26 protein-coding genes are annotated in these 24,536 nt (G+C 59.3%); 14 read left to right on the plus strand and 12 right to left on the minus strand.

The features are described 5' to 3' along the window. Positions 1–7: 7 nt before the first annotated feature. From CHH27_RS01055 to nthA, 4 genes are read right to left on the minus strand one after another with little or no spacing between them, the layout of a single operon-like run. On the minus strand, positions 8–460 hold the full coding sequence (locus CHH27_RS01055; RefSeq protein WP_094069929.1) for an isoprenylcysteine carboxylmethyltransferase family protein: 453 nt from the start codon (positions 458–460) through the stop codon (positions 8–10). Between the two features lie 7 nt (positions 461–467). Further along, the gene (locus CHH27_RS01060) at positions 468–842 is read right to left on the minus strand and encodes a nitrile hydratase accessory protein (RefSeq protein ID WP_247646175.1); all 375 of its coding nucleotides are present in this window, start codon (positions 840–842) and stop codon (positions 468–470) included. After that, positions 829–1,488, minus strand: coding sequence for a nitrile hydratase subunit beta (gene nthB, locus CHH27_RS01065; protein WP_094069930.1), 660 nt, complete (start codon positions 1,486–1,488; stop codon positions 829–831). The genes CHH27_RS01060 and nthB overlap by 14 nt, the downstream gene beginning before the upstream one ends. Beyond that, complete coding sequence (nthA, locus tag CHH27_RS01070) at positions 1,485–2,120, minus strand: nitrile hydratase subunit alpha (protein ID WP_198338324.1); 636 nt, start codon at positions 2,118–2,120, stop codon at positions 1,485–1,487. Before nthA ends, nthB begins: the two co-directional genes overlap by 4 nt. A gap of 195 nt (positions 2,121–2,315) precedes the next feature. Here nthA and CHH27_RS01075 point away from each other — a divergent pair, with 195 nt between their 5' ends. The 4 genes from CHH27_RS01075 to CHH27_RS01090 all read left to right on the plus strand — a co-directional run bounded on the left by CHH27_RS01075 (position 2,316) and on the right by CHH27_RS01090 (position 5,559). Next, positions 2,316–2,858, plus strand: coding sequence for a VOC family protein (locus CHH27_RS01075; RefSeq protein WP_094069932.1), 543 nt, complete (start codon positions 2,316–2,318; stop codon positions 2,856–2,858). Positions 2,859–2,932: 74 nt separating this feature from the next. Beyond that, the gene (locus CHH27_RS01080) at positions 2,933–4,543 is read left to right on the plus strand and encodes an FAD-dependent oxidoreductase (RefSeq protein WP_094074442.1); all 1,611 of its coding nucleotides are present in this window, start codon (positions 2,933–2,935) and stop codon (positions 4,541–4,543) included. Positions 4,544–4,547: 4 nt separating this feature from the next. Beyond that, complete coding sequence (locus CHH27_RS01085) at positions 4,548–4,757, plus strand: DUF2783 domain-containing protein (protein WP_094069933.1); 210 nt, start codon at positions 4,548–4,550, stop codon at positions 4,755–4,757. Between the two features lie 301 nt (positions 4,758–5,058). Further along, entirely contained in the window at positions 5,059–5,559 is a 501-nt protein-coding gene (locus CHH27_RS01090; RefSeq protein ID WP_208988413.1) for a peptide-methionine (S)-S-oxide reductase, read from the plus strand. Between the two features lie 319 nt (positions 5,560–5,878). Here the strand turns inward: CHH27_RS01090 and CHH27_RS01095 are convergent, their stop codons facing one another. Genes CHH27_RS01095 through CHH27_RS01120 form a run of 6 tightly spaced genes read right to left on the minus strand, consistent with a single transcriptional unit; the run spans position 5,879 to position 11,750 of the window. Beyond that, positions 5,879–6,184: a DUF3088 domain-containing protein gene (locus CHH27_RS01095; protein ID WP_094069934.1), complete on the minus strand. Its 306-nt coding sequence runs from the start codon at positions 6,182–6,184 to the stop codon at positions 5,879–5,881. After that, entirely contained in the window at positions 6,181–6,975 is a 795-nt protein-coding gene (locus tag CHH27_RS01100; RefSeq protein WP_094069935.1) for a polysaccharide deacetylase family protein, read from the minus strand. The genes CHH27_RS01095 and CHH27_RS01100 overlap by 4 nt, the downstream gene beginning before the upstream one ends. Then, a complete protein-coding gene (locus tag CHH27_RS01105) occupies positions 6,972–8,126 on the minus strand; it encodes a glycosyltransferase family protein (protein WP_094069936.1) in 1,155 nt (384 codons plus the stop codon). Before CHH27_RS01105 ends, CHH27_RS01100 begins: the two co-directional genes overlap by 4 nt. Continuing rightward, complete coding sequence (locus CHH27_RS01110) at positions 8,123–9,250, minus strand: glycosyltransferase family 4 protein (protein ID WP_094069937.1); 1,128 nt, start codon at positions 9,248–9,250, stop codon at positions 8,123–8,125. The genes CHH27_RS01105 and CHH27_RS01110 overlap by 4 nt, the downstream gene beginning before the upstream one ends. A gap of 23 nt (positions 9,251–9,273) precedes the next feature. Beyond that, entirely contained in the window at positions 9,274–10,494 is a 1,221-nt protein-coding gene (locus CHH27_RS01115; protein WP_094069938.1) for a glycosyltransferase family 4 protein, read from the minus strand. Positions 10,495–10,535: 41 nt separating this feature from the next. After that, positions 10,536–11,750: a glycosyltransferase family protein gene (locus CHH27_RS01120; protein ID WP_094069939.1), complete on the minus strand. Its 1,215-nt coding sequence runs from the start codon at positions 11,748–11,750 to the stop codon at positions 10,536–10,538. Positions 11,751–11,982: 232 nt separating this feature from the next. Between CHH27_RS01120 and CHH27_RS01125 the strand changes: the two genes are divergently transcribed. The 8 genes from CHH27_RS01125 (at position 11,983) to CHH27_RS01160 (ending at position 21,712) form a co-directional block, all read left to right on the plus strand. Beyond that, positions 11,983–14,565, plus strand: coding sequence for an ABC transporter ATP-binding protein (locus tag CHH27_RS01125; RefSeq protein ID WP_094069940.1), 2,583 nt, complete (start codon positions 11,983–11,985; stop codon positions 14,563–14,565). Between the two features lie 95 nt (positions 14,566–14,660). Continuing rightward, the gene (locus CHH27_RS01130) at positions 14,661–15,119 is read left to right on the plus strand and encodes a cyclic nucleotide-binding domain-containing protein (RefSeq protein ID WP_094069941.1); all 459 of its coding nucleotides are present in this window, start codon (positions 14,661–14,663) and stop codon (positions 15,117–15,119) included. Between the two features lie 10 nt (positions 15,120–15,129). After that, positions 15,130–15,954: an MBL fold metallo-hydrolase gene (locus CHH27_RS01135; protein ID WP_198338325.1), complete on the plus strand. Its 825-nt coding sequence runs from the start codon at positions 15,130–15,132 to the stop codon at positions 15,952–15,954. 306 nt (positions 15,955–16,260) lie between these two features. Next, entirely contained in the window at positions 16,261–17,418 is a 1,158-nt protein-coding gene (locus CHH27_RS01140) for a helix-turn-helix transcriptional regulator (RefSeq protein WP_094069943.1), read from the plus strand. A gap of 97 nt (positions 17,419–17,515) precedes the next feature. Further along, on the plus strand, positions 17,516–18,871 hold the full coding sequence (locus CHH27_RS01145) for an adenylate/guanylate cyclase domain-containing protein (RefSeq protein ID WP_094069944.1): 1,356 nt from the start codon (positions 17,516–17,518) through the stop codon (positions 18,869–18,871). A 158-nt stretch (positions 18,872–19,029) separates the two neighbouring features. After that, the gene (locus CHH27_RS01150) at positions 19,030–19,797 is read left to right on the plus strand and encodes an SDR family NAD(P)-dependent oxidoreductase (RefSeq protein WP_094074444.1); all 768 of its coding nucleotides are present in this window, start codon (positions 19,030–19,032) and stop codon (positions 19,795–19,797) included. Positions 19,798–19,953: 156 nt separating this feature from the next. After that, the gene (locus CHH27_RS01155) at positions 19,954–20,478 is read left to right on the plus strand and encodes a hypothetical protein (RefSeq protein ID WP_094069945.1); all 525 of its coding nucleotides are present in this window, start codon (positions 19,954–19,956) and stop codon (positions 20,476–20,478) included. After that, positions 20,471–21,712 (plus strand): HlyD family secretion protein, encoded by a 1,242-nt coding sequence (locus CHH27_RS01160; RefSeq protein WP_094069946.1) that lies wholly within the window; start codon positions 20,471–20,473, stop codon positions 21,710–21,712. Before CHH27_RS01155 ends, CHH27_RS01160 begins: the two co-directional genes overlap by 8 nt. 55 nt (positions 21,713–21,767) lie before the next feature. Here the strand turns inward: CHH27_RS01160 and CHH27_RS01165 are convergent, their stop codons facing one another. Beyond that, positions 21,768–22,133, minus strand: a complete 366-nt coding sequence (locus CHH27_RS01165) for a VOC family protein (protein WP_371681807.1) — start codon at positions 22,131–22,133, stop codon at positions 21,768–21,770. Between the two features lie 111 nt (positions 22,134–22,244). On the opposite strand from CHH27_RS01165, the gene soxR reads away from it, so the two are divergent. Both soxR and CHH27_RS01180 read left to right on the plus strand, forming a co-directional pair. Then, entirely contained in the window at positions 22,245–22,727 is a 483-nt protein-coding gene (gene soxR / locus CHH27_RS01170; RefSeq protein ID WP_208988414.1) for a redox-sensitive transcriptional activator SoxR, read from the plus strand. 320 nt (positions 22,728–23,047) lie between these two features. Continuing rightward, positions 23,048–23,458 carry an imm11 family protein gene (locus CHH27_RS01180; protein ID WP_157738637.1) on the plus strand — a complete coding sequence of 137 codons (411 nt, stop codon included), beginning with the start codon at positions 23,048–23,050 and terminating at the stop codon, positions 23,456–23,458. Positions 23,459–23,493: 35 nt separating this feature from the next. Here CHH27_RS01180 and CHH27_RS01185 read toward each other — a convergent pair whose 3' ends face one another. Then, positions 23,494–23,751 carry a YjhX family toxin gene (locus tag CHH27_RS01185; RefSeq protein WP_094069950.1) on the minus strand — a complete coding sequence of 86 codons (258 nt, stop codon included), beginning with the start codon at positions 23,749–23,751 and terminating at the stop codon, positions 23,494–23,496. Between the last annotated feature and the right edge of the window lie 785 nt (positions 23,752–24,536).

Below are 24,536 nucleotides of genomic sequence, written 5' to 3' on the forward strand. Positions count from 1 at the left end.
GACCTTGTCAGATCCAGCGCCGCACGTCGGAAAGGTATGCCTCGTACTCGCTGCCGAACACCTGTCTCAGGCTGTCCTCTTCCGGCTTGATCTGGAACTCGGTCATGTACCAGACAAAGAGCGGTACCACGACAATCACCGTCAGCGTGCCCCAGAACAGCGCAAAGGCCAGCAGCAGGCAGAGCAGTCCCAGATACATCGGGTTGCGGCTGAACCGGTAGATACCGTCGGTGACCAGCGTCGTGGCCTTTTCAGGTTCCATCGGATTGACGGTGGTCTTGCGCGCGATGAATTCAATCACCGCCTGAAGCCCGGGTACGATACCGGCAAGTCCGAACAAAAGCGCGGCTGAGACTTGCCCGGGCAAGGACAGCGAAAGACCGGGCAGGAGCCAGTGACCGGCTGCAAGAAGCAGGACAGCGACCAGAAACACGGCAACTGGCGGCACTTTCAGTTTCATGTCTCACTCATGTTCTGGAAAGTTCGATTGGCTGACCGTGGGGTGTCGCTTTCGCAGCTTCGCCCCAGGCCGCCCTGAGATCCGACAGCTGGCCGGCACCGGCAATGCCCTTGGCCGTCAGCAGCTTTTCGAACGCGGTCAGCCAATGATCATAGTAGCCAAGGGGTTCGCCGCTGCCGTCCCCATCTCCTTGACCGTCTCCGGCAAGTTCCGCACCCAGCGTATCGGCCCATTCGGACCAGGTGAACAGCCCTGCCTGATGCGCCTGCAGCGTCATGGCAAAGACGCGTGCCTCCCAGGGCGCCGAGAAGACCGGGCCACCATCCTGGTCGAGCGGCAGGCTCGGTGCTTGTGTCTGCGGGCGGGCATCACGCGAGGTCAAGATACGGCTCCCAAAGATCGATCCGAAGGCTGAGATCAGGGTCGCTGTCCTCTCCCCAGATATCCGTTCCCTTAAAGGCGACACTGTAGAGCCAGGTTGGCTGTTCACCCTTGCCATGGGCATTGGCATCCGGAAAGACATGCACGCCATGGATCGCGTCGATGGTGCCGACCGCATTCCGCGCATAGCGGGGTAGGCGGGTGTGATGCTCCGGGTTCATGCGCCTGGTCCGGACCTTGTCGCCAACGCGGAACCGGGCCGGCTGGTCTTCCGCCCGATCGGCCGGGCCACCCTTGGCCAGTGTAGCGGCCACGGCGTCTGCCTTCAGAACCCGGTTCACCGGTTTTGCCGGTGCAAGCGCCTTGCCGGTTTCGAGTTCTTCCTGGGTCACGAGTTCCTTGTTCAAAAGCAGCTTCTCAAGGCCCTTGGTCCAGATCTCGTAATAGCTGGAACTCAGGTAATCCGCCGGCGGTAGGGATTCGCGCGCAAAACGGGATGTGTCGATGGTCCAGGCGCCGGTTGCGCCCATGGCAAGCGTCAGCGCAAAGGCACGCTCTTCCCACCTGGCGTGGAAATTCGGCTCGTTGTCTTCCAGTTCGATCGGGCCAAAGCCCATCTGGCCCCCAAGGTCCTGAGCTCCGTTCATGCGGCGGTCTCCTTTTGAGCCGGATCAAGGGCGAGGCCAGTGCCGATCATGCTGTCACGGGTGACCAGCTCCGCAAGCTGGTCTTCGTTCCAGCCGTCTGTGCCGGCAGGCCGTTCGGGAATGACCAGATAGCGGACTTCCGCCGTGGAATCCCAGACCCGGATTGCCTTGCCATCCGGCAGTGTGACACCGAATTCCGCCAGGACGCCGCGCGGATCGCGCACCGCGCGCGAGCGATAGGGCGGCGACTTGTACCAGACCGGCGGCAGGCCGAGCACGGTCCACGGGTAGCAGGAGCACAATGTGCAGACGACCATGTTGTGGGTTTCGGCGGTGTTTTCAACGGCCACCATGTGTTCACCCTGGCGCCCGGTGAAGCCGAATTCCGCAATCGCCGCCGTGGCATCGCTCATCAGCCTTTCCCGGTAAGCCGGGTCGGACCAGGCCCTGGCCACGACCTGGGCACCGTTCTTCGGACCGATCTTGGTCTCATAGGTTTCGATCAGCTCATCCAGGGCAGGCGGATCGATATAGCCCTTTTCGGTCAGCAGCGTCTCGAGCGCCCGGACGCGCAGCTCGATCTCGCTGAGCTCTGAATGGTCGTGATCATGGCTGTGGTCGTGACCGGGCATGGGCAGCTCCAGGCTAGGGGGAGAGATCCTCATATGAGAATGCTGCCCGGCTCCTGTCAATGAGTGTCGAGCCGGAAGGAGGTTCTCAGTCAGGTAACAATGGTTACGAATGTAACTAATTTGATCTAGGTCAAGGCAATCTGTAGATGGCTCTATATAGTTACATATGTAACTAATTCCCGGAGGAGCGGTCCCATGAAAATCGAGCAGATGCATCACGTTGCCTATCGCTGCAAGGATGCCAAGGAAACCGTCGAATGGTACGGCAAGATGCTGAAGATGGATTTCATCCTGGCCATTGCCGAGGACCATGTGCCCTCAACTCATGAGCCCGATCCCTACATGCATGTTTTCCTGGATGCGGGAAAAGGCAATGTGCTTGCTTTCTTCGAACTGCCGACCAAGCCGGACATGGGATTTGACCCGAACACCCCGCGCTGGGTGCAGCATATTGCCTTCAAGGTGAAGGACCGGGATGAACTGATCGCCTTCAAGGATCACCTGGAAGCAAACGGTGTCGAGGTTCTGGGGGTCACCGACCACTCCATCTTCCACTCCATCTATTTCTTTGATCCGAACGGCCACCGCGTCGAACTGGCTTGTCCCGATCCGGAAGAAGACCGTCTTCTGGCCCGTCTCGACGAAGTCAAGTGGCAGATGCTGGACGAGTGGTCGAAGACCAAGCGCGCACCGAAACACGCCGAATGGCTGCATGCCAAAGAGCTGGCAGATGTGTGAGCAGCAGAAATGCACGCGCTGCGGCAAATGCGGCGCCATCGAAACGGCCCTGGCGGACCTGGGAGGAGAGCCTGATGTTTCAAACCTATCAATATCCGGAATTCGAGTATCGGCAGTCGGAGGAGCAGCGGACTGGAACGGTCAAGCGCCATCCGGTGGTGGTGATCGGGGCCGGACCGATTGGCTTGACGGCCGCGCTTGATTTCGCGCAGCGCGGCATTCCGACCGTCGTTCTGGACGACAACAACACCGTTTCCATCGGCTCGCGCGCTGTTTGTTATGCCAAGCGGCCGCTGGAAATCTGGGACCGTCTCGGCTGTGCCGAGCGCATGATTGACAAGGGTGTCGAATGGCAGCTTGGCAAGGTGTTCTTTCGCGACGACCTTGCCTACAGCTTTGACCTCCTGCCCGAGGACGGTCACAAGATCCCTGCCTTCATCAACCTCCAGCAATATTATCTGGAGGAATACATGGTCGACGAGGCCAAGACGTCGAACCTCATTGACCTGCGCTGGAAGCACAAGCTGATCAACCTGACCCAGGACGAAACCGGCGCCACGCTGACGGTGGAAACACCGGACGGGGTCTTCCAGATGGAAGCCGAGTGGGTGCTGGCCTGCGATGGTGCCAATTCCGACACACGCAAGATGGTGGGGGCCGGGTTCTCCGGTCAGTTCTTCCAGGACCGGTTCCTTATTGCCGATATCATCATGAAGGCCGATTTTCCGACCGAGCGCTGGTTCTGGTTTGACCCGCCGTTCCACCGCGGGCAATCCGCGCTGTTGCATAAGCAATGCGACGATGTCTGGCGGCTCGATTTCCAGCTCGGCTGGGATGCCGATCCGGAAGAAGAGAAGAAGCCGGAAAACATCATCCCGCGCGTCAAGGCCATGCTTGGCGAGGACAAGGAGTTCGAGCTGGAATGGGCTTCGGTCTATCAGTTCGCCTGCCGGCGGATCGACAAGTTCCGCTATGGCCGGGTGCTGTTTGCCGGTGATGCCGCCCACCAGGTCTCGCCCTTCGGGGCACGCGGTGCCAATACCGGCGTCCAGGACATCGACAATCTGGGCTGGAAGCTGAAACTTGTGCTCGACGGCGATGCGCCGGAAAGTCTGCTCGACAGCTATCACGAGGAGCGGGCCTTTGCAGCCGATGACAATCTCCTCAACTCCACCCGCTCGACCGATTTCATCACGCCGAAGAACGAGGCCTCGCGCCGGTTCCGCGATGCTGTGCTGGACCTCTCCGAAGTGACCGACTTCGCCAAGCCGCTGGTGAACTCAGGACGTCTCTCGGCGCCAACGCCCTACGCGGAAAGCGCCCTCAACACGGAAGACGAATCCAGCTTTGCCGGCAAGATGCATCCGGGCACCTGCTGCTCCGATGCGCCGATCAAGGTGAAGGGTGAGGATGGCTGGTTCCTGAACCAGGTCGGAGACGGCTTTACGCTGCTGGTCTTCGGTGCTGAAGAAGCGCGGGATATCTCCGCCGGTAATGTTCAGGCCCGTGTGCTCAGGGTCGGCCGCGACCTGGAGGATGCCGATGGCAAGCTTGCGGAACGGTATGACGCCCAGCCGGGTACGGTCTATCTGATCCGGCCGGACCAGCATGTCGCTGCGCGCTGGCGCTATTTCAACGACAACAAGGTGGAAGCTGCCCTGAAAACCGCGATTGGAGGCGCATGATCCGATGGCTCTTGAACTGACACGGAACATCCCGGACCCGGATGGGTTTTACGAGCACCTGGTCTCCAGCCAGCGCCACATGAGCGACGAAGAGGCGAACTGCATGAATGCCCGCCTCGTCCTGGTTCTGGCAAACCAGATCGGCGATCTGGATACGCTCAAGGCCGCGATTGACTTTGCCGCCGATCCAAAGGCGGACAGGAAGGCGGCTTAGGGGCAGGAGCAAGCTGCAAGACCCCTTCAACAAACTCTGGTGTCACCCCGGGTTCGCATCGCGAGACCCGGGGTCCACTCATTTCCAGAAAGCCGGGAATTGCGGACAATGTGTCGACACAGATTACCCCTTCTCCCGATTTGCAATGCGAGTAGGCTCCGGATTCCCGCTTCGCTGCGCCCGGGATGACACTCTGGAAGGTGTCTTCCATCTCCTCTGGGGGAATCTCGCTGAAGTCATTTTGGTTTCTTCAGCCAGACAGGCACACTGAGCTCATCTCGTTGAAGTGGTGGAGGTCAGGGTGAAGATCGGGCTGGGCGGCGGCTGCCATTGGTGCACCGAGGCCGTTTTTCAGGCAATTCAGGGCATTTCAGACGTGGATCAGGGGTTCATCCGCTCCGATCCGCCCGAGGACGCCTGGTCGGAAGCGGTGGTCGTCACGTTCGATCCGGTCGAGCTGCCGCTGGAGGTGCTGATCGAGATCCATCTCAGAACCCACTCCAGCACCTCGCGGCACAAGATGCGCGGCAAATATCGCAGCGCAGTCTATGTCTATGATGCTGGCACCGGTGTGAAGGTCGGCCGAATCCTGCGGACGCTGCAGCATGATTTCGACGAGCCGCTGATCACAAGCGTGATGACGCTTGCCGATTTCAAACCCTCCGACGAGCGGTTCCGGAACTACTATGTGAACGGTCCGGAGCGGCCTTTCTGCAAGACCTATATCGACCCGAAACTGGCGTTGTTGCGACAGAAATTTGCCAGAGTGCTAAGGCCGGATCGGTTCGAGGCTGCGGAATAAGGGGAGACAAATCTTCTCTATTGTCATCCACGCATTGCGTTCATGACACTGAATGAGAGGGCGCGGCGAGGCGGGACCGGCAGCGTGGGGACTACGTTTCGGCTCTGTCATAAGTGTCGCGGTGTTTGTTCCCCTTCGGTGTCACCCCGGCCAAGCGCAGCGCAGAGCCGGGGCCCACTCGCAGGGCTGCTTGCCGAAGCGCAGGACATTTAGAAATTTGCTTAGGCTTCTTGCGAAGTGACCAACGTCTCTGGAAATGAGTAGGCCCCGGGTCTCCCTTCGGTCGCCCGGGGTGACATCGAGAGAAGGTCGGTTGGCCTCACGGATGCGGATGAGGAAACCCATGCCGCTCGGTCAGTGCCGCAAGAATGGCATCCTTGTCATCAATGAAGCCGCCTTCGGCGAGAACCAGCACCGGCAGGCTTTGATGGGCTTCCCCCAGCAGGTTGACAAGTTCCATCCGGGGGCGCGGCCAGGCAATGCGATGGACCGTGAGCTTCTCGTGCAGGTCAGGGAAAGAGGCCAGAACGCCCTCCATGAGCGCACAGTGCCAGCAATAGAAGACCTGGCCGGGGTAGGCAGGGTCTTCGAAACCTGGCCTGAGCAGGAACAATGTGTCCTTCATGCGGCAACGGGCTCCGATGTCGGTTCAAGCGAGAGATCAAACAGTTCTTTCACATCCGGCCAGTCCGCCCCTTCATGATGTGCCGCGATCTCCAGGAACACTTCCAGAAATTCAAAACAGCCTTCGTCATGGGCGAGGTGATGCGTCAGGAGCCCAAGCGGTTCGCCACCGGTGTTCTGTCGCCGTGTCAGTTGCAGGTCAAAGCGAAGGCGCGCGCTTTCCCAGCCGATGAACCGGACCTGCTTCTTCCACTTCAGAATATCAACATGGGACTGGACCTGGCTGGCCTTCGGGAAATGGTACCAGGTGAAAGTCGACAGGCCTGGCAGGCCGATCTCCGGCAGTCTGCGCCGGATGCCCGGGGCGATCCGGTTCCAGGGCGGCACCATGGCAGGAATGAATTTGTCGCCAAACAGGGTTTCGAGCCGTGTTTTGCCGGCAGAAAGCTCGGCCATCAGCTCGTCGGGGTCGCGGCGGGAGCCGAGTTCTGCAGCCTTTTCACCAAGATCCTTGCGCTGGAAATTCTTGTGCTGCCAGCCATGTTGCAGCACCAGCGCATGGGGTTCTGTGGTAAGGCGCTCGGCAAGGGCCTCCGTGGCGGCTTTCGGAATGACAGCGAGCGCCAGATCGACATTGTGCCGGTTGGCCAGGTCCAGCATGCGGTCCAGGGCCGGTGTCGGTTCGATCGCGTCATCGTCCCGCCACCAGAACCGGACCTTTCGGTTCCGCTCCGCGAACCAGTCGAGATGCCGGGTGAGCTCGCGCTGGAAGCGCTGAAGATCGGTCGTCATGCGCTTCTTTCCTTCAGGTCCTCAAGCAGAATGGCAGCACTTTTTTCAGCGCCGCCCAATGTCACTTCATGAGATGCGCGGGGAAGGGCAAGCGCGTCGTCGATGGCCGCTGCAAGGCGCTCAGGTGTCAGCGCCGCTTCGGGTGTGACAACGGCACGCCCGTGGCGGGCAAGCGCTTCGGCGCGCTGCGTCTGTTCGGTTTCGTTGGCCTGGGCGAACGGCACGAAGACTGCCGGAACGCCGGCAACAAGAACATCGAGCACGGTGTTGTAGCCGGCCTGGCTCACGGAGAGCCTTGCCCGCTTCAGAAGCTCCGGAAAATCGCGGCGTGCGCGCTCGACGATCACACCTTCCGACGCGCTTTGCCGGTAAATGCCAAAGGCATCTTCGGAAATGTCATGTCCGATCAGCACCCGCCAGGGCGTATCCTCGGCACGGCGTGACAGCTGCAGGGCATCGAGGGCCGCAGACAGCAGGTTTTCCGCAACTGCGCCGCCGCCGCAGGAGATGATCACCTCGTCCTCGCCGTCACGGCTGTCTGACGGCGGGCGGGGCGCACCGCCGACATAGCCCGTGTAACGCACCAGCTCGGCAACATCGTCTGCGAATGGGAAACTGTCCTCCAGGCGAATGAAACCTGGATCGGCATGCACCAGAATGCGGTCGTAATACTTGAGAGCCTGGTCGGCCATCCAGCGCTCTTTCCAGAGCTCCTTCTTGCGCACCAGAATGTCCCGGATGGAGGTGGCAATCAGCGGTGGCTTGGACCGTGCCCTGGCGGTTTCCAGAAGCGGTGTCAGTTCGAAGTCCAGCTGACGCCGGCCGAAGGGATAGGTCTCCGTCAGGAGAAGATCGTAATCCTGTTCGTCAAAGGCTTGAATCGATGCTTTAACGCGGGCGGATTTCCATTCATCGTCAATATCTTCATCGGCCAAAGTGACAAGGCGCTTGAAGCCCGCATCCGGGCTTTTGCAGGCGGGCAGCTCGATGACGTTCAGACCGTTCGTGTCCAGGGTTGGTGGAATCCGGTTGCCACTGGCAAGCGTTACATCCACACCGAGGCTGACAAGCGCTTTGCCAATGGCCGCGGCACGGACGACATGGCCCGTCCCCAACAGGTGCTGCACATGAATGAAGGCTTTTGGGCTCATGCCGTGTCGCTCGTCCTGGCGGTCAGATGGTTGCGCTTTGCTTTTTCGATCAGCGCGTTCAGGCGGGCAGCCCCGGCCTCAAGCGTGTGAACATTCAGGATGTGCTCGCGTGCGGCGGCGCCCAGTTCGTCGGCGAGGGACGGTGTTCCAAGCACCTTGCCCAGATTGGCGGCCAGGGCACCAACGTCGCCTTCCGGCGAGAGCAGTCCGGTTTCGCCGTCAAGAACGATGTCGGGAACCCCGAACGTGTCCCCGGCGATAACTCCCAGGCCTGCTGCCTGGGCTTCCAGAAGCACGAGGCCGAAGGCCTCCCGGATGGCGGGCCAGACGAGCAGGTCGTGTCGGGCATACTGGGCTGCGAGTGCGTCCTGTTCGAGCGCGCCGAGAAAAGTCGTGCGGTCGGGCGGGAACAGCGCTTCAACCTGCGCCCGCATTGGTCCGTCGCCAATGATGGTCAGGTGCCAGGGCGTATCACGCAGCTCATTGAGGGCCGCGGCCAGAACCTCGTAGGACCGCTGTTTGTCGCCGTCGCGCATCATGCCGACGGCCATCAGTTTCAACGGGGCGGCGGCCAGCGGTTTGGCGTCGGCGGAAGCGGCCAGAAACGGGGCCGCGTCCAGAAACGGCAGCAGCACCGAGAGGTTTCTGTGTGGCACGATTGCGGCCAGACACTCCAGATCGGCATTGTGGATGGCAGCGACCGCGTCGGCGCGTTTGAGCGCCGCGTCAGCTGCGGCAAAGCCGAAAGCCCAGTCACCGGTCTGCCGTTTCGGCGCGCGGCTTGCCTCGACAATGGCATAGGGCAGATCGAAACGGTCGGCCAGAGCCGGGCCAATCCAGTCCGGAGCCTTGTGATAGAGATGGTAGGTCAGAAAAAGATCTGGCCGGTAGCCGGTTTGCTCCCAGTCGGAGGCGACACGCTCGGCTTCCGCCAGTGCGTTGTCGCGCACCTGTTGCTGGATCGTGTCACTGCCGTCCTTGCGCCAGGCCCGAAAACGGCTTGCGACCGTCACCTCATGGCCAAGGCTTTCCAGGGCCCTGACGATCAACCGGCCCATGGTTCGGTCACCGGAGGGGACCGGGTGATCCAGAGGCTTCATCGGTGCGGTGAAGGCGATTTTCATGACTGTCCCACTGTGGATTGCGGTCAGAGAACCTTACGAAATTTCTCCGCCAGACGGTCAAGCCCCGGATCGGTCGAAAACTCGGAGCGGACCCGCTTTGCCGCTGCCTGTCCCAGTTCGTATCGCGTCTGAGGGGCCTGAATGAGGCGGCTCAGGGCGTCCTTCAGCTGGTCCGGTGCTCCGGGCGCGACCAGAACGCCGGTTTTGCCATCAAGGATCAGTTCGGGGATTGCGGAGACCTGTGTCGACAGGCAGCACAGGCCCATCGACTGGGCTTCCATCAGCACGTTGGGCAGACCGTCCCGGTCGCCGGACCTGGCCAGTTTGGAGGGAAGCACGAACAGGTCCGCGTCCTTGCAGGCGGCGATGACCTCTTCGCGCGGCTGCGCGCCGCGCCAGGTGATCCGATCCGAAAGCCCGAGCGCATCTGCCTGACCCTTCAGAACATCCGACAATTCACCGCCGCCAATATGGGTGAAGGTCCAGTTGAGCTTGGCTGGAAGCTGCGCAAGGGCGGCCAGGAGATCGTCATACCCCTTCTTCTCCACCGCACGTCCGACGGACACCAGGCGGACGGGGGCATCGCTGCCATCACGCGCCGACGGCTCGCCGTCGGGTTCCGGAAAGCCGGAAAAGTCGAGGCCGTGGTAAAGCAGCTCCACCTTGCCGGGATCATCGGCAAGCCCGTTCAGGTATTTCTCGTTGACAGCCGTGCAGGTGACACCCCAGGCGGCATCGTTGATCTTGGTCTTCAGGTCCCAGTCCGGGCTGGTCCAGATGTCCTTGGCATGGGCGGAGAACGACCAGGAACGTCCGGACAGATGGGCCGCGTAGCGTGCGGCCGAGCAGGGCGTGTGCAGATAGTGGGTGTAGATCCAGCTGATGTCTTCCGGCAATTCATGCGCGAAGACACAGCCCTGTGCCCATCGCCGCCGGCGGTCGGCATTGGGCTGCTGTTTGAAATCCGCGTCGAACAGCGCCTTGGCGGTCGCGTAGGTCGGCTGCTTTTCCGCCCAGCGTTTGGCACGGGCCACGCGGGCCGGATCGTCCCGCACATATTCCGGCAGATACATCACCTCGGCCGATATCTGCCGGTGCAGGTCGTGGATGAAGGGGTCGTAGGGTTTGCGCAAGGCAACGATCAGAACACCGATACCCCGTCGTTCCAGACCGAGGATTTCCTGCGCTATGAAGGTTTCGGACAGGCGCGGGTAGCCTTTGACCACAACGGCGATACGGGACATCCAGTGTCTCTCTGTTTTCGGCTGGTGAATGCGGCGATGGCCTAGAAGTTGACCAGTTTCCGCTCGTCGGATTGCTGCTCTTCGAAGATCTCTCCGACACGGCTCGAAATGATCTCGAGCCCGCCCAGCAGATTGTCGACACCGGCGGAAGAGGGAGAGGCCATTTCCGGCAGCTCCGACAACGCGGCGGCCATCAGATCCGGATCCGGGTACCGATCAATCGGCAGGACCTTGAGCAGACCACTCTTTTCGGCGCGTTCGGCGCGAATGGCCTGTTCCCGGCGCGGCACCACACGCGGCACCATAAGGGTCGGTTTGTCGAAGGACAGGATTTCGCAGAACGTGTTGTAGCCGCCCATGCCGACAATGGCGGTGGCGTTGGCCAGGTACGGTTCGATCTGAGGGGTGAAGCGTATGATTTCCACGTCCCGGAGATGCTCTGCCCGTTCACTGAACTGTGCGGCCGCTGCAGCCGGCATGAAGGGGCCCAGAACGATCAGAGCCGGAAAAAGCGGTCTTTGCCGGGCCTCATAGGCGCGCATGACCCAGTCGACCATTTCGACCCCGTCGCCACCACCGCCCGGTGTCACCAGAATATAGGGCTCGTCGTCGAAGGGCGTCGGCGCCGGTTGATCGAGCGCTGACTTCGGCAACTCGCGGCGCAGATATCCGGTATAGCGCAACTTGTCGGAAACGGTTTCCGGCAGATCTATCCCGTCAAGCGGATCGCAGATGTCCTCAGGGCCATAGACCCAGATCTCGTCATAAAGGTCTTTCAGCGCGGGATAGACGTTCTTGCGGTCCCACTCTTCCTTCAGGATCTGCGGATCATCCATCACGTCGCGCAACCCGAGCACCAGGCGCGTATCCGTTTCCTTCAGGGCTTCCAGGGTTGGCAGCACTTCGCCGCGCAGCCCCAGAGGCTCCTTGTCGACGATGAAGATATCCGGGTCGAACACCTTCGCCGTATGTTCGATGATCGAGGACCGGATCGCCAGCGTCTGGTCGATGTTGATATGCAGTGAGAGCGGTGTGTACTCGCCGTTGCGCAGTTTGATCACGCCGGGAATCCGGACAAAGTCGACCCGCGAGCGGAATTCGAAACTGCCGATGATCGGGGAGCCGGACAGGATCAGGACGGACAGGGTGTCGAAATCGCCGACCAGTGACTGCGCAATGGCCCGGCACCTGCGCAGGTGGCCCAGCCCAAAGGAGTCATGGCTGTAGATGAGGATCTTCGGCGTCTTGGAACTCATACTGCCCCTAAATGTGTAAATCTGCCCCGAGAAGGCTTATGTCTCAATTGATTGGGTGTTGTCACGTGCGGATATGGCTTGACACGGAACTTTCGACAAGGAACGGTCTGCGGACCCTTTCAAACTGATTGTTGCTAATGCTAATCCTGGCTGGCGCATCGATCACGGATCGCTAATATACCAAATCTGATCTGCTTGCACATGTTTGATCCTTATCTGTTTGGATGAGCTTATGGAAAAGAGCCTTTTCGGTTTTATTTGGAAGTATAGTGCCAAGCAGCAGATCTTCATCCTCATGGTCACCGTGCTCACGTATCCGGTGGTCTATTTCCTGCTCGAACTGCCGAAACTGATCGTCAACGATGCGGTGCAGGGCGACAATTTCCCGCGGACTATTTTTGGCTTCGACTTCGACCAGATTCCCTATCTGGTGCTCTTGTGCCTGACGTTCCTGTTTCTCGTGGTCGTCTCCAACGGCCTGAAATTCTATCTGAATGTCTACAAGGGGCGTCTCGGCGAGCGCATGTTGCGGCGCTTGCGTTTCGAGCTGTTTCAACGGGTCCTGCGCTTCAGGCTGCCGCATTTCAGGAAGGTCAGTTCCGGCGAGATCATTCCGATGATCACATCGGAAGTGGAAGACGTCGGCGGCTATATCGGTGAAGCGTTTGCCTTGCCTGCCTATCAGGGCGGCATGCTGATCGTGCAGCTCGGCTTCATCTTCATGCAGGACCCGCTGCTCGGTCTTGCCGCGATCAGCTCCTATCCGATCCAGGGCTACGTTATTCCGCTTCTGCAGCGGCGCGTCGTGCTGCTCTCGCGCAAGCGCGTGAAAAACGTGCGGGTAATCGCCGACAAGGTCGGCGAGAGCATCACGGGTGTTGCCGAAATTCACGCAAACGACGCGGCTGCCTGGCATTCGGCGGACATTTCCGACAGGCTCTATGAGAACTTCAAGATCCGCTACGAGATCTTCAATCGGAAGTTCCTCATCAAGTTCCTGAACAATTTCATGAACCAGCTGACGCCGTTCTTCTTCTATCTGATCGGCGGCTATCTGGTGATTGAAGGCAATCTCAGCATCGGCGCATTGCTGGCCGTGATTGCCGCCTACAAGGACCTTGCCGGTCCCTGGAAACTGCTGCTGTCCTTCTATCAGATGACGGCGGATGTCAGCGTCAAGTACCAGACGGTCGTTGAGAATTTCGACCCGTCCGACATTTACGACACCGAGCGCCTTACCGCTGACGAGACGGTCGAGCTCACCGGCGACGTCAAGTTCGAGAACGTCAATTTTTCGGGTGGTGCCGCGGGTCAGGAAGTCATGGACGTGTCCCTGACCGTACCGGCAGGCAGTTCCACCGCCATTGTCGGGCCAGACGGATCCGGGCGGTCGGAGGTGCTGCAGCTCGCGGCCGGACTGGTCTCGGCCTCCACCGGCCGGGTCCTTATTGGCGAACACGATCTCGACAAGCTGACGGATGCGACGCTCGGCCGCGAAATTGCCTATGTCGGCGGCGCCGTCCATGTCTGGACCGGCACGATACGGGACAATCTCTATTACGGCCTTCGGCACAGGCCGCTCGTACCGCCCAAGCGCGAAGGCGAGGATCTGAAGAATTATAAACGCCGGGTCAGCGAAGCGAAGCTGACCATGAATCCGATCTATGACCTGGGCGCCGAGTGGGAAGACTTCGAAGCCGCCGGTGTCGACAACGAGCGCGCGCTTGACCAGAAGGCGCTTGAACTTCTGAAGGCCGTCAAGCTCGACAAGGACATTTACCGTCTTGGTCTGCAGTCCCGTTTCGATCCGTCCATGGATGACGGTTTTGCCGACAAGATCCTGAGCGTGCGGAACAATCTGGCCGACCGGATCGCGAAGGAGCCTGCACTCGGCGGATTGGTCGAGCTTTGGCACCGGGACCAGTTCAATGCGAGTGCCAGCCTGGCCGACAACCTGTTCTTCGCCGTCCCGTCGGACCCGAATGTCACGATGGACGATGTGCCCGACCTCGAAGAGGTCAAGGCCTTCCTGACGGAAACCGGCTTTGACAAGAAGCTGCAGCAGATCGGCCTGAAGATTGCCGAAACCATGCTGGAACTGTTCTCGAATGTCTCGGGCGACAGTGGCCTTCTCGGCGCTTATTCCTTCATCACGCTCGATGAAATTCCGGATTTCGAACGCATTGTCCGGATCGCGAAATCCGGTCAGCAACGGCCTGGCCTGACGGAGGTCGACCGGTCGCGCCTGACCGGCCTTGCGTTCAAGCTGGTTCCGGCCCGTCATCGTCTGGGGGTCATGACGGACGAACTCAGGGACGAGGTCATTGAAGCACGCAAACGTTTCCTTGAGAGCGTGGTCAAGAACAGCGACAACTTCGTTGCCTTTGATCCGGATGTCTACCTGCCGCCGCTCACCATCGAAGACAATCTTCTGTTCGGGCGCGCGCGCGTCGACCGACGCGATGCACGCCGCCGTATTGATGATGTCATTCGTGCGATCGTGGAGGAGACCGGATTGCGGCATCCGATCATCTATGCGGGCTTCGGCTATCATGTCGGCGTGGCCGGTTCCAAGCTTTCCGCGGGCCAACGGCGCAAGATCGCTCTGGTGCGCGGCCTTCTGAAAAACGCAAAAATCACCATATTGGACGATATCGCCACCGGAATGACAGAGGACGACAAGGGCCTGCGCGACGGCTTGCGCGACATCCTTGCCGAAAAGACATTCCTGTATGGCACGTCCAACGCAGACATAGCGGCCGAATTCGAGCAGCGTTTCGTATTCGACCAGGGACGGCTTACAGACAAGGGGTAACGGGATGGCGGTGAGGAGAAGGGCAGTCGGTTTGCCGACAATGCCAGGCGCATCGGACAAAACCTGGCCCCAGAACGAAACCGGGGGAGAACGGTATGACACTTGAAACGGAAGTCGAAGCGCTGCGAAAGGTGCCGCTATTCCACGGCATTGACGAGACGAAGCTGCGCCTCCTGGCCTTTATCAGCGACCGAACCGAATACCCGGCCGGCGAGCGCCTCTGCTCTCAGGGAGAAGAGGGCGATTGTGCCTTCATCATTCTTGCCGGAGACGCGGACGTTCTGGTTGCGACCCCGGAGGGGGAAAAGAAGGTCGCCCAGGTTTCGGAGAATTCGATTGTCGGCGAAATTGCCATTTTGTGCGATGTGCCACGAACGGCGACGCTTGTTGCCGCAAACAACATGGATGTTCTGACCGTTTCCAAAGATGATTTCTTGAAACTCTTGAAAGAATTTCCGGATATCTCACTTGAAGTGATGCGGACATTGGCGTTGCGGCTTGAACGGACGACCCGGGACTTGGCCGATGCGCGCCGCAGCGCTGGAAACGGCTAGGGAGCAACATGTGACCGAGGAATTTTCGCTTCGCTGCTGGGGCGCGAGAGGATCGACGCCGACACCCGGATCAAGCACGCTGCGTTACGGTGGCGAGACGTCTTGCTTCGAAATCCGCGCCGGCGACGCACTCGTCCTTGTTGACTGCGGATCCGGGGCCCGCAATCTCGGCATGGAATTGTGCCGGAACAAGACCCGTTCCTTCGATCTCCTGTTCACGCACACGCATCTCGACCACATTTGCGGCCTGCCCTTTTTCAAGCCGGCCTATGACCCAAGTTTCGAAGTGACGGCCTGGGCCGGCCATTTCCAGGACGAGACCAACCTCGTCGACATCGTCAGCCGGATCATGTCGCCACCGATATTTCCGGTGGCCGCCAAGACGCTGAAAGCTGTCGAGTTCAAGTCCTTCTCGGCCGGGGAGAATCTTCCTCGGTCGGACGATCTGGTGATCCGCACAACCCGGTTGAATCATCCAGGTGGCGCATGCGGTTACCGGTTCGAGTTTCACGGCAAGTCCCTGTGCATCATCACCGATCACGAACATGGAGACCCCGAGATCGACGCCGCCCTTCCGGACTTTGTCCGGGACACGGACATCATGATCTATGACGCCATGTTTACCGACGACGAGTATCAGACCTACAAGGGCTGGGGTCACTCCACGTGGCAAAAGGCCGTGCAGCTTGCCAGAGACGGAAATGTGAAGACCCCGGTCCTGTTTCACCACGATCCGCGCCGGTCTGACGACGAACTGGATGAAATCGGCCTTGCAGCCCAAAACGCCTATCCGGGCACTCTGGTTGCCAGCGAGGGGATGGTTCTGCGTCCCTGACCGCCTTCCTTGCGACGGCAAAAAAAAGGGGCGGCCCAAACGGCCGCCCAAAAAACACTACAGTTTAAAAATGGATCATATCGCCGAGTGCAGGAATGCGGGTATTCCTTGGTTGCGCCCGGAAAACACGCTCGACTACCTTGAAAACGCGGTACACGAGAGCGACAAATACGATCAATAGTTGTTTACAGGGTGTATGCATTAAGTGCATGGTCCATATGGACTAAGCGGTAGCAATTTTGTCGGTGAGCATTGCCGGATTGCATAGGATTATTGTTATATTTCACAGTGTTCGTTGGGGCGGGCATGACTGTTGAAGCTGAAAAATATATTCACTTGACGAACCTGGCGGTTGCAGCTGCTTTGCAGCCGGATCGCTGGCAGGTTTTCCTCGATGATCTTGGCAAGACGCTCGGAACTCAGGTGTGCACGCAGCTCATCGGCTATGATGAGCAGACGAAGGTTGCGCCGCTGGCCTATTCCTCGGGTTACGATCCGGCCATCCTGGAGATTTACGAGACTCACTACGCCGACAAGAACCCGTTTGCGGCGAATTTCGCCAAATGTGCCGTTGGCGACGTCATCTCCACCTTTCAACTCTGTCCACCCGACAAGCTTCGGAAAACAGAGTTCTATGCCGATCTGCTGGCGCCGCTTGAAGATATTACCGGCGGCGGGGGATCCATGCTGGCATTCGACGCCGACCGGATGTTTCTGATCGGCGGCAACATGCGTGCAAAGGATCGGGACCGCTACGAGGCGGACTGGTTGCAACTATGCAGCCATCTCGCGCCCGTCATTCGCCAGTCCCTTGAGATCAATCGCACGATTTCAGGGCTTTCCTTCGAAAAATGGGCCGCCGAACAGCATCTGCTGGGGGCGGGAACCGCACTGTTTGTCGTCGATCCCGCCATGGCGATCCACTATGCCTGTTCAGAAGCCGAAGCGTTGCTTGCCAGTGGTACATTGGTCGGTGACGGTTTTGATCGTCGTTTAAGGTTTCGCTCTGAAAAAGTGCAGCAGGAATTCAGCGACTTCGCACACTTTCAGGCCCGGGGCGACCACAATATTTTCAAGAACTGGCGGTTGACCGGCAATGATGGCCGGACCTGGACATGCAGAACCATCGGGGTCCGTCTGGCCGATCTTGATCGAACGCCATTCGGCATTTTCATGGACAAGTCCATTTCGGCGATACTCGTGGCACTCAAACGGGACGCGAACAGCGTCTCCTTGCAGGAGCAGGTGCAGCGTCTGCTCGGGTTGAGCCGCGCCGAAACCGACACGGTCCTGAAACTTGCGGACGGGCTTACGCCGGCGGAGATAGCCGACCGGCGGAAAATCAGCGTTCATACGGCCCGAAACCAGGTCAAGTCCGCCCTTGCCAAGACCGGGTGCCGTCGGCAAAGCGATCTCGTCCGCAAGGTGGAGCAAGTGCGCCAACAGGCCAACTGGCAATCCTGAGCCCCGCTCACATCCGCTCACAATCCCGCGGGCCTGCTTGCGCAATCCTTCAGAGACGGTGAAACTCCGGTCACCGTTTCTTTTTCCCGGCGGCGACATGAGTTCATTTGCAAAAACAGTTCGATATATCCTGCGCGGCGGACCGCCCGTAGATGGTCTGCCCGACCGGGTTCGCGAGGATATCCGGGCGCGCGAAGCCTCCTCGGAACGGCTGATCGGCTGGGTGCAGCTTGGCCTGGTGCTGTTCTTTTCAACGCTTTATGCCATCGCGCCACGGGCGGAAGGCTCGGCCGGTTTCAACTTCGTGCCCTATGCGCTGATGGCGTATTTTCTGTTTACGGTGACGCGGCTGGTCCTGTCCTACCGCTATGAATTGCCGGAATGGTACCTGCTGGTGTCGATCTTCGTCGATATGAGCCTGCTGGTGGGATTGATCTTTTCCTTTCACATTCAATATGGCCAGCACCCGACCTTCTACCTGAAAACTCCGACGTTGATGTATGTGTTCCTCTTCATTGGCATGAGGGCATTGCGCTTTGATCCGCGTTTCGTTCTGACAACGGGGCTGGTCGCCGTAGCGGGCTGGCTTGGACTGGTGTTCTATGCGGTCGTGGCCGACATGGACCGGATGCGGGTGACCCGCAACTATGTGGAATACCTGACCGGGAACAACATTCTGATCGGCGCTGAACTGGACAAGACCATGGTCATTCTTGCGGTGACCGTCATTCTGTCCGTTGCCCTTTACCGGGGCCGTTCCATGCTGTTTGAGGCCACCAAGGACCACGCGGCGGCCATGGACCTGCGCCGGTTCTTTTCGCCGGAAGTCGCTGCCTCCATCACGGACGCCGACACAGAGTTGCAGGCGGGTGAGGGCCGTCAGCGGGACGCGGCGATCCTTTATGCCGATATAAGGTCCTTCACCTCGACTTCGGCAACGCTGGCCCCCGAAACGGTCCTGGCGGTCCTGGCCGAATACCAGAACATGGCCGTGGAGGTGATTGTTGAGGAAGGCGGGCGGGTCGACAAGTTCCTGGGCGACGGCATCCTGGCGACTTTTGGCGCGGTCCAGGACAGCGAAACCTATGCCGCCGATGCCCTGCGCGCCGCGGCCCGGCTTGTCGAATCCGCTGCACTTGAGCAGCAGCGTTTTCTGGAGGCCGGCTGGCCGCATCACCTTGAAATCGGCACGGCCGTTTCCGCCGGCCCGGTGACTGTCGGCGTGATCGGCTCGAAACGGCGCCTGGAATTCACGGTGATCGGGGACGCTGTCAACAGGGCGGCAAAACTGGAAGATGCCAACAAGGTCGAGCGCTCGAAGGCATTGACCGACAAATCGACGTTTGAGCTGGCTCTGTCCCAGGGGCTGGACCTGCCGCTGCTGGAAGCCCGGCCCGGGGCGGAAGTCGCGGGCATGAAACAACCGGTCGACCTGGTCGTGCTGGCCCGATAGCCGGCACAGACACATCTTTTCCCTTTGGTTGGACAACACGGAATTGCTTGACCGCAGCGTCATTCTCGGTCACTTTGCCCGTTAAATTGACCTAATCGTCAACAAGAAAGATTAAATCCATTAATTTCAATGGATTGTGCCTTTTCAAGGAGAGCGACGTGAAACTGGATTCTTCTGTAGCCGCAATTGTGACAGGTGGGGCCTCGGGGCTCGGGGCGGCAACGGCCCGCATGCTGGCCGGTGAGGGTGTGAAGGTGACCCTGTTCGACCGCAACGCGGAGCAGGGGGAGGCCGTTGCAGCCGAAATCGGCGGTCTTTTCGCCGATGTTGATGTCACCGATCAGGCCAGCGTCGAGGCCGGTTTCGAGACGGCACGCAAGGCGCATGGCCAGGAGCGGATCCTGGTCAACTGCGCGGGCATTGCGCCGGTTGCAAAGACCACGTCGCGCGGCGAGGCGCATCCGATCGACATGTTTGAAAAGGTCGTGGCGGTCAATCTTATCGGAACCTTCCGCTGCCTTTCGATCGCTGCAACGGGCATGGTGGACCTCGACCCGGTCACGGCCGACGGTGGCCGCGGCGTCATCGTGTCGACCGCATCTGTGGCCGCCTTTGATGGTCAGATCGGCCAGGTTGCCTACGCCGCCTCGAAGGCCGGGGTCGCCGGCATGACCCTGCCGGTTGCCAGGGATCTGTCGAAATCAGGTATTCGCGTCATGACCATCGCGCCGGGTATTTTCGAAACACCCATGCTGCTGGGCCTCTCCCAGGAGGTTCAGGATTCGCTCGGTCAGCAGGTCCCGTTCCCGTCACGGCTCGGCAAGGCGGCTGAATATGGCCAGCTGGTCAAGTCGATCTGCAAAAACGACATGCTCAACGGTGAGACCATCCGCCTGGACGGTGCGATCCGCATGGCCCCACGCTAAAAAAGGGGTTGCCGGCGGCACGCCATATGTGCCGCCGGATTTGCCAAAGTATTCCACAGACACACTTTTTCATACGCATATGGTCAAATCCCGACTAAGCTGACGCAGGGGCGCTCGTATTTCAGCAGCGCTTTCACGAATTCGGGGGACTGACCAATGGCCGAACAAGCGCATGCACTTGCGCCACATCATCTGCCGCCTTTCATTCCAACGGCAGATGGTGGTGACTGGCTGATGAGCGTCATGCTGGTGGCGCTGATTGTCGGCGTCATTCTGCTCGGCGTGTTTTACCTGCATCTTCATTCCATCCCCGAACGGCTGGCGCACAAACACGGGCGCATGCAATTCGAACTGGTCGCGGTGCTCGGTCTGCTCGCGCTGTTCACCCACAACAACATCTTTTGGGTGGCGGCATTGCTGCTGGCCTTTATCCAGCTGCCGGATTTCTGGACACCGCTGGAATCCATGGCCCATTCCCTGAGCCGGCTTGCCGGGACCGGAGGCGTTTCTTCCGAAACTCTGGTGGAACGCGATGAGGAAGCGGAACTTGCCGGAGCAGCGGCACCGCCCGCCGAAAACCTGACAGCAGAAAGCGAATTGGCTGCGGCATCAGCGCCGGCAGACTCGGGGCCATCAAGACCCGAGTCGGCAAATGCGGAAGGGGAGAACAAGCATGTTTGAGCTTCTGTTCTGTTCGCTGCTGACGATCCTGCCGGACTTCCTGATCCGCCGCTTTGTTCAGGGCAAGCGCATCGGCAAGGAAATCACGCTCTATTCGGTCTGGTTCGAACTGCGATACGGCATCGTTCTGTGCCTGATTCTCACCGTCTCCCTGATCACGCTGATCTTCTATTTTCATCCGACCTCCACGACTGCGGTTTCCTCCTTCCGGACCGTTCCCATCCTGCCCGAGGGCTCTGGCCGGGTGATCGAGACCTATGTGCCGCGGGAACTTGAAGTCGAGGTCAAGGCGGGCGATCCGATCTTCAAGCTGGACAGCACGCGTCAGGAAGCCGATGTCGTCACGGCAACGCAGGCAATCGCCGAAATCCAGGGCGAGATCGCCCTGGCACAAGGTGAACTTGCCGTTGCAACAGCGCAGGTCGAACAGGCCGAAGCGTCCCTCAAACAGGCCCAGGACGAACTCGATACACGCCAGGAACTGTTTGAGCGCAACGCCAATGTTGTCAGCGAGCGCGATCTTGAAAAGCTGCAGAATACGGTGGCGGCACGTCAGGGCGCCCTCAACGCGGCCAAGGCAAACCAGGATCTGGTGGAAACGAAGATCAATGTGTCACTGCCGGCCCGGTTGAACAGTGCCGAGGCCCGGCAGGCGGAAGCGCAGGTCGAACTTGAGAAAATGACGGTCTATGCCGGCGTTGACGGCACGGTCAGTCAGTTCGTTCTGCGCAAGGGCGACATCGTCAATCCGCTCATGCGACCGGCGGGCGTACTGATCCCGGCGGACGCGCAAAGGGAGCGGATCATCGCCGGATTTGGTCAGATCGAGGCCCAGGTTCTGAAAGAAGGCATGGTTGCGGAGGCGTTCTGCGGAGCAGTACCCTTCACGATCATTCCGCTGGTCGTCACGGAAATCCAGACACAGATAGCGTCTGGCCAGGTCAGCACCGGCGGGTCTCTTTATGACGCCAGCCAGTCCGTGAAACCGGCAACGATCACGACGCTGCTGGAGCCGCTTTACGAAGATGGCCTGCGAGACCTACCGCCAGGCGCCGTCTGCACCGTCAATGCCTACACAAACAATCACGAACGGCTTGCCTCCGGCGAACCGATCGGGACAGGGGAGTTTGTCTTCCTGCATGCGGTGGACACCGTTGGTCTGGTGCACGCCATGCTCCTGCGTCTGCAGGCCTTGCTCTACCCGATCCAGACACTTGTCCTGACCGGTCATTAATGGCGATGGAGATGGACGGACGGCAATCGCCGTCCGTAGCCATGTCACTCTGCTTTCAGTCCGCGTAGCTGACCACTTCGAATTCGATACCGTCATCATCGTCGAAGTAGAAGCGGCGGCCTGGTTCATAGTCGCCGTGATTGTGGGTCTTGTAACCGCCGGCCTTGATCCGTTCTTCCGTGGCATCGATGTCGTCGACAACGACGGCCACATGATTGAGGCCACCATGGGTGTGGTAACTGACGGCATTCGACCGCAGGGGCGCGTCTGCCGGACGATAGGCGGCGATGTAGCTGGTGTCATTGCCGATATGGTAGGTGGTGCCGCCCCCCAGGCTGGCGCCTTTCCAGCGGATCTTCCAGCCGAACCAGTCTTCCAGTCTTTTGGCCGTTGCCTCCGGGTCGCTGACGGTCACGTTCACATGTTCCAGGAATGCGCTGCTTATGGCCTTGTCCTTTCAGGTTTGACCTTTCTCGGACACTGGAGATAATTCCTCAAGTAAGGTTGAGGTCAAGAGCGAAAAAGGAAAAAAATGAAGAAGCTTATGACGGGTGCTGATCCCTTGACCATCGGCGAGCTGGCGGAAAGAACCGGTTTGTCCGTGTCGGCCATACGGTTTTACGAAGACAAGGGCCTGGTGCACCCCAGCCGCAATGCAGGTGGACAGCGCCGCTTCCTGCGCGCCGACATTCGGAGGCTGTCCTTCGTGCTCGTGGCCCAGGAATTCGGGTTTTCCATTTCAGAGATCGCGGAGCAGTTGAAGCGTTTGCCGGAGGGCAGGGCGCCAACCAAGGCCGACTGGTCGCGCATCAGCCGTGAATTCCGCGCACATCTCGATCAGCGGATCGAGCGCATGACGGCCCTGCGCGACAAACTGGAGTCCTGCATCGGCTGTGGCTGCCTGTCCCTGAAATCCTGCCAGCTCTACAATGCCGGCGATGCAGCCGCGAGCAAGGGGCGGGGACCGCGCTATCTGCTCGGTGACAGCCCGGATCTCAAGGTTTCAGACACATGACTGGTCGCTAATGAACACGGAACAAAGTCTTTCAATCCCTCCTTTGCAAAAGAACCAAATCAGCTCAGAACGGTAGGCAAGCCCGATTTGGGTCAGCATGATCGGCGTGAGGAGATGAAAATGACCGAAGGTGTCATCTATAGCTTTGGGGCCAGAGAAGAGGCCCCGCATACGATTGGGTGTGCTCCTTTGGATGGTGATGTCAGAAAGATCGAATATGTCGATACAACTTTTGATAGAGCAGTCAATCCTTTGTTTGAGGCAGGTAGGCTGTATGCAGGTCGCGCAGTCAAGCCAGACCATGTTCCAACGCGTGCACAATGGGGAAGCAAGCGGTATCCCCCCCTGATGTTGTATACACGTACGAGATGTATTTGGTGTCCGATGCCTTCAAGGACATCATTGAACGCCATGAACCGGGCGTTCATCAGTTTTTCCCCGTCGAATTGGTCTACAAGGACGGGTCATTCGCACGGCAGATGTACTTCTTTAATATCTGCACTCGCCTGGACGGGATGGACCGGGAACAGGCGACAGCTCAGCTCATAAAAGGCATCGCATTTGAGCCGCGCACCGGGGAGTTTGTGTTCAGTCTGAAACAGATTGGCGATGCTCATGCCTGGGTCGACAAGCACGTGATCTATGGCACCTTCCTTTCCAGTACCGTCGTCGATGAAATGAAACAAGAGGGCTTGACGGGCACCGCTTTCAATCCGTTCAAAGCTGTCTAGCCGGATTCCGTTTCCGGAATCCGGCGTCTGATGCTCTAGCGGTTGTCGAGTTGAGCGCGGACCCTTTTCAACCCGAGTTGGGTGATGCGATAGGGGCCGCTGTTTTTCGACGAAATCAACCGCTTGTATTTCAGTTTATGAAACAGGTGCGGCGTGCACCCGCCCCAGAACCAGCCGTCCCGGGTAACGGTTTCATGATTTAGGATGCGGCCGTTCTCGTCCTTTTCAACGAGAATGTAGCCGCCTTGAGCCAACAGGTGCAGAACCCGCTGCTCGGCTTTGGAAATGTCCATTGATGCTGAGAAGCCTGACTGAACATCAACCGCTGCAGTCCATCCCCATTGGCGGCCTGGAGTCACAGGCACCTGTGCATTCACGGCTCCGGGGGCGAATGCCTGTTCGGCAGTCCGGACGTGTGCCAATGGCGGCATTGTCTGTTGCGGTTGGTGCAAACACAATCGGTCAGCTGCCGCAGCTAGACGCATGCAGCGCTGTGTTGTGATCCCGGCTCTTCTTGGCCGGGCTTTACCGGGACTGTTTAGATCCGCGCATAAAACCTCTCAATTGATGCGAGAGCGTCTATCACGAGAGCGGAAGCCTCACAATGGCAGGGTTTGAGAGTGTCCAGGTTTTGCGCGGCCCCTGTTGCAAAATTGCCCCGAATTTTGGGCCGGGACAGGTCTTGACGCCGGAAAGGCTGGGTTTTCCGAAAAAAACGTCAGCTGCGTTCCGCCGGCCAATAACCGTTGTCAGGGTTTCTGGAAACGGCGACGGCTTTCACGTCTTTCGAGCCGCAGGCGCTACATTTCAGTGTTTCGCTCAAAGCGGAAATTTTCTGGTCCCCGGCATACCGCGCTGCACTCATGTAGCGGAACCGGCCACAATGGCCGCAAAGTATAGCAAGACGACGGTCGGTCTCACACAATACTTGGACGGTTGGGTCTTCTTTCTCAATCGTGGAAAGTAAAGCCATGTAATTAAATCTTGTTGCTTGGCAATGGGATCGGGACGAATGCCGTCATTCGGCAATCTTAGTATTTCAAACTAGCACAGGTTGTCTGGAAGTAAAGGGATAAAT

Origin of the sequence: Labrenzia sp. VG12, assembly GCF_002237595.1 — a bacterium.
Classification (GTDB): domain Bacteria; phylum Pseudomonadota; class Alphaproteobacteria; order Rhizobiales; family Stappiaceae; genus Roseibium.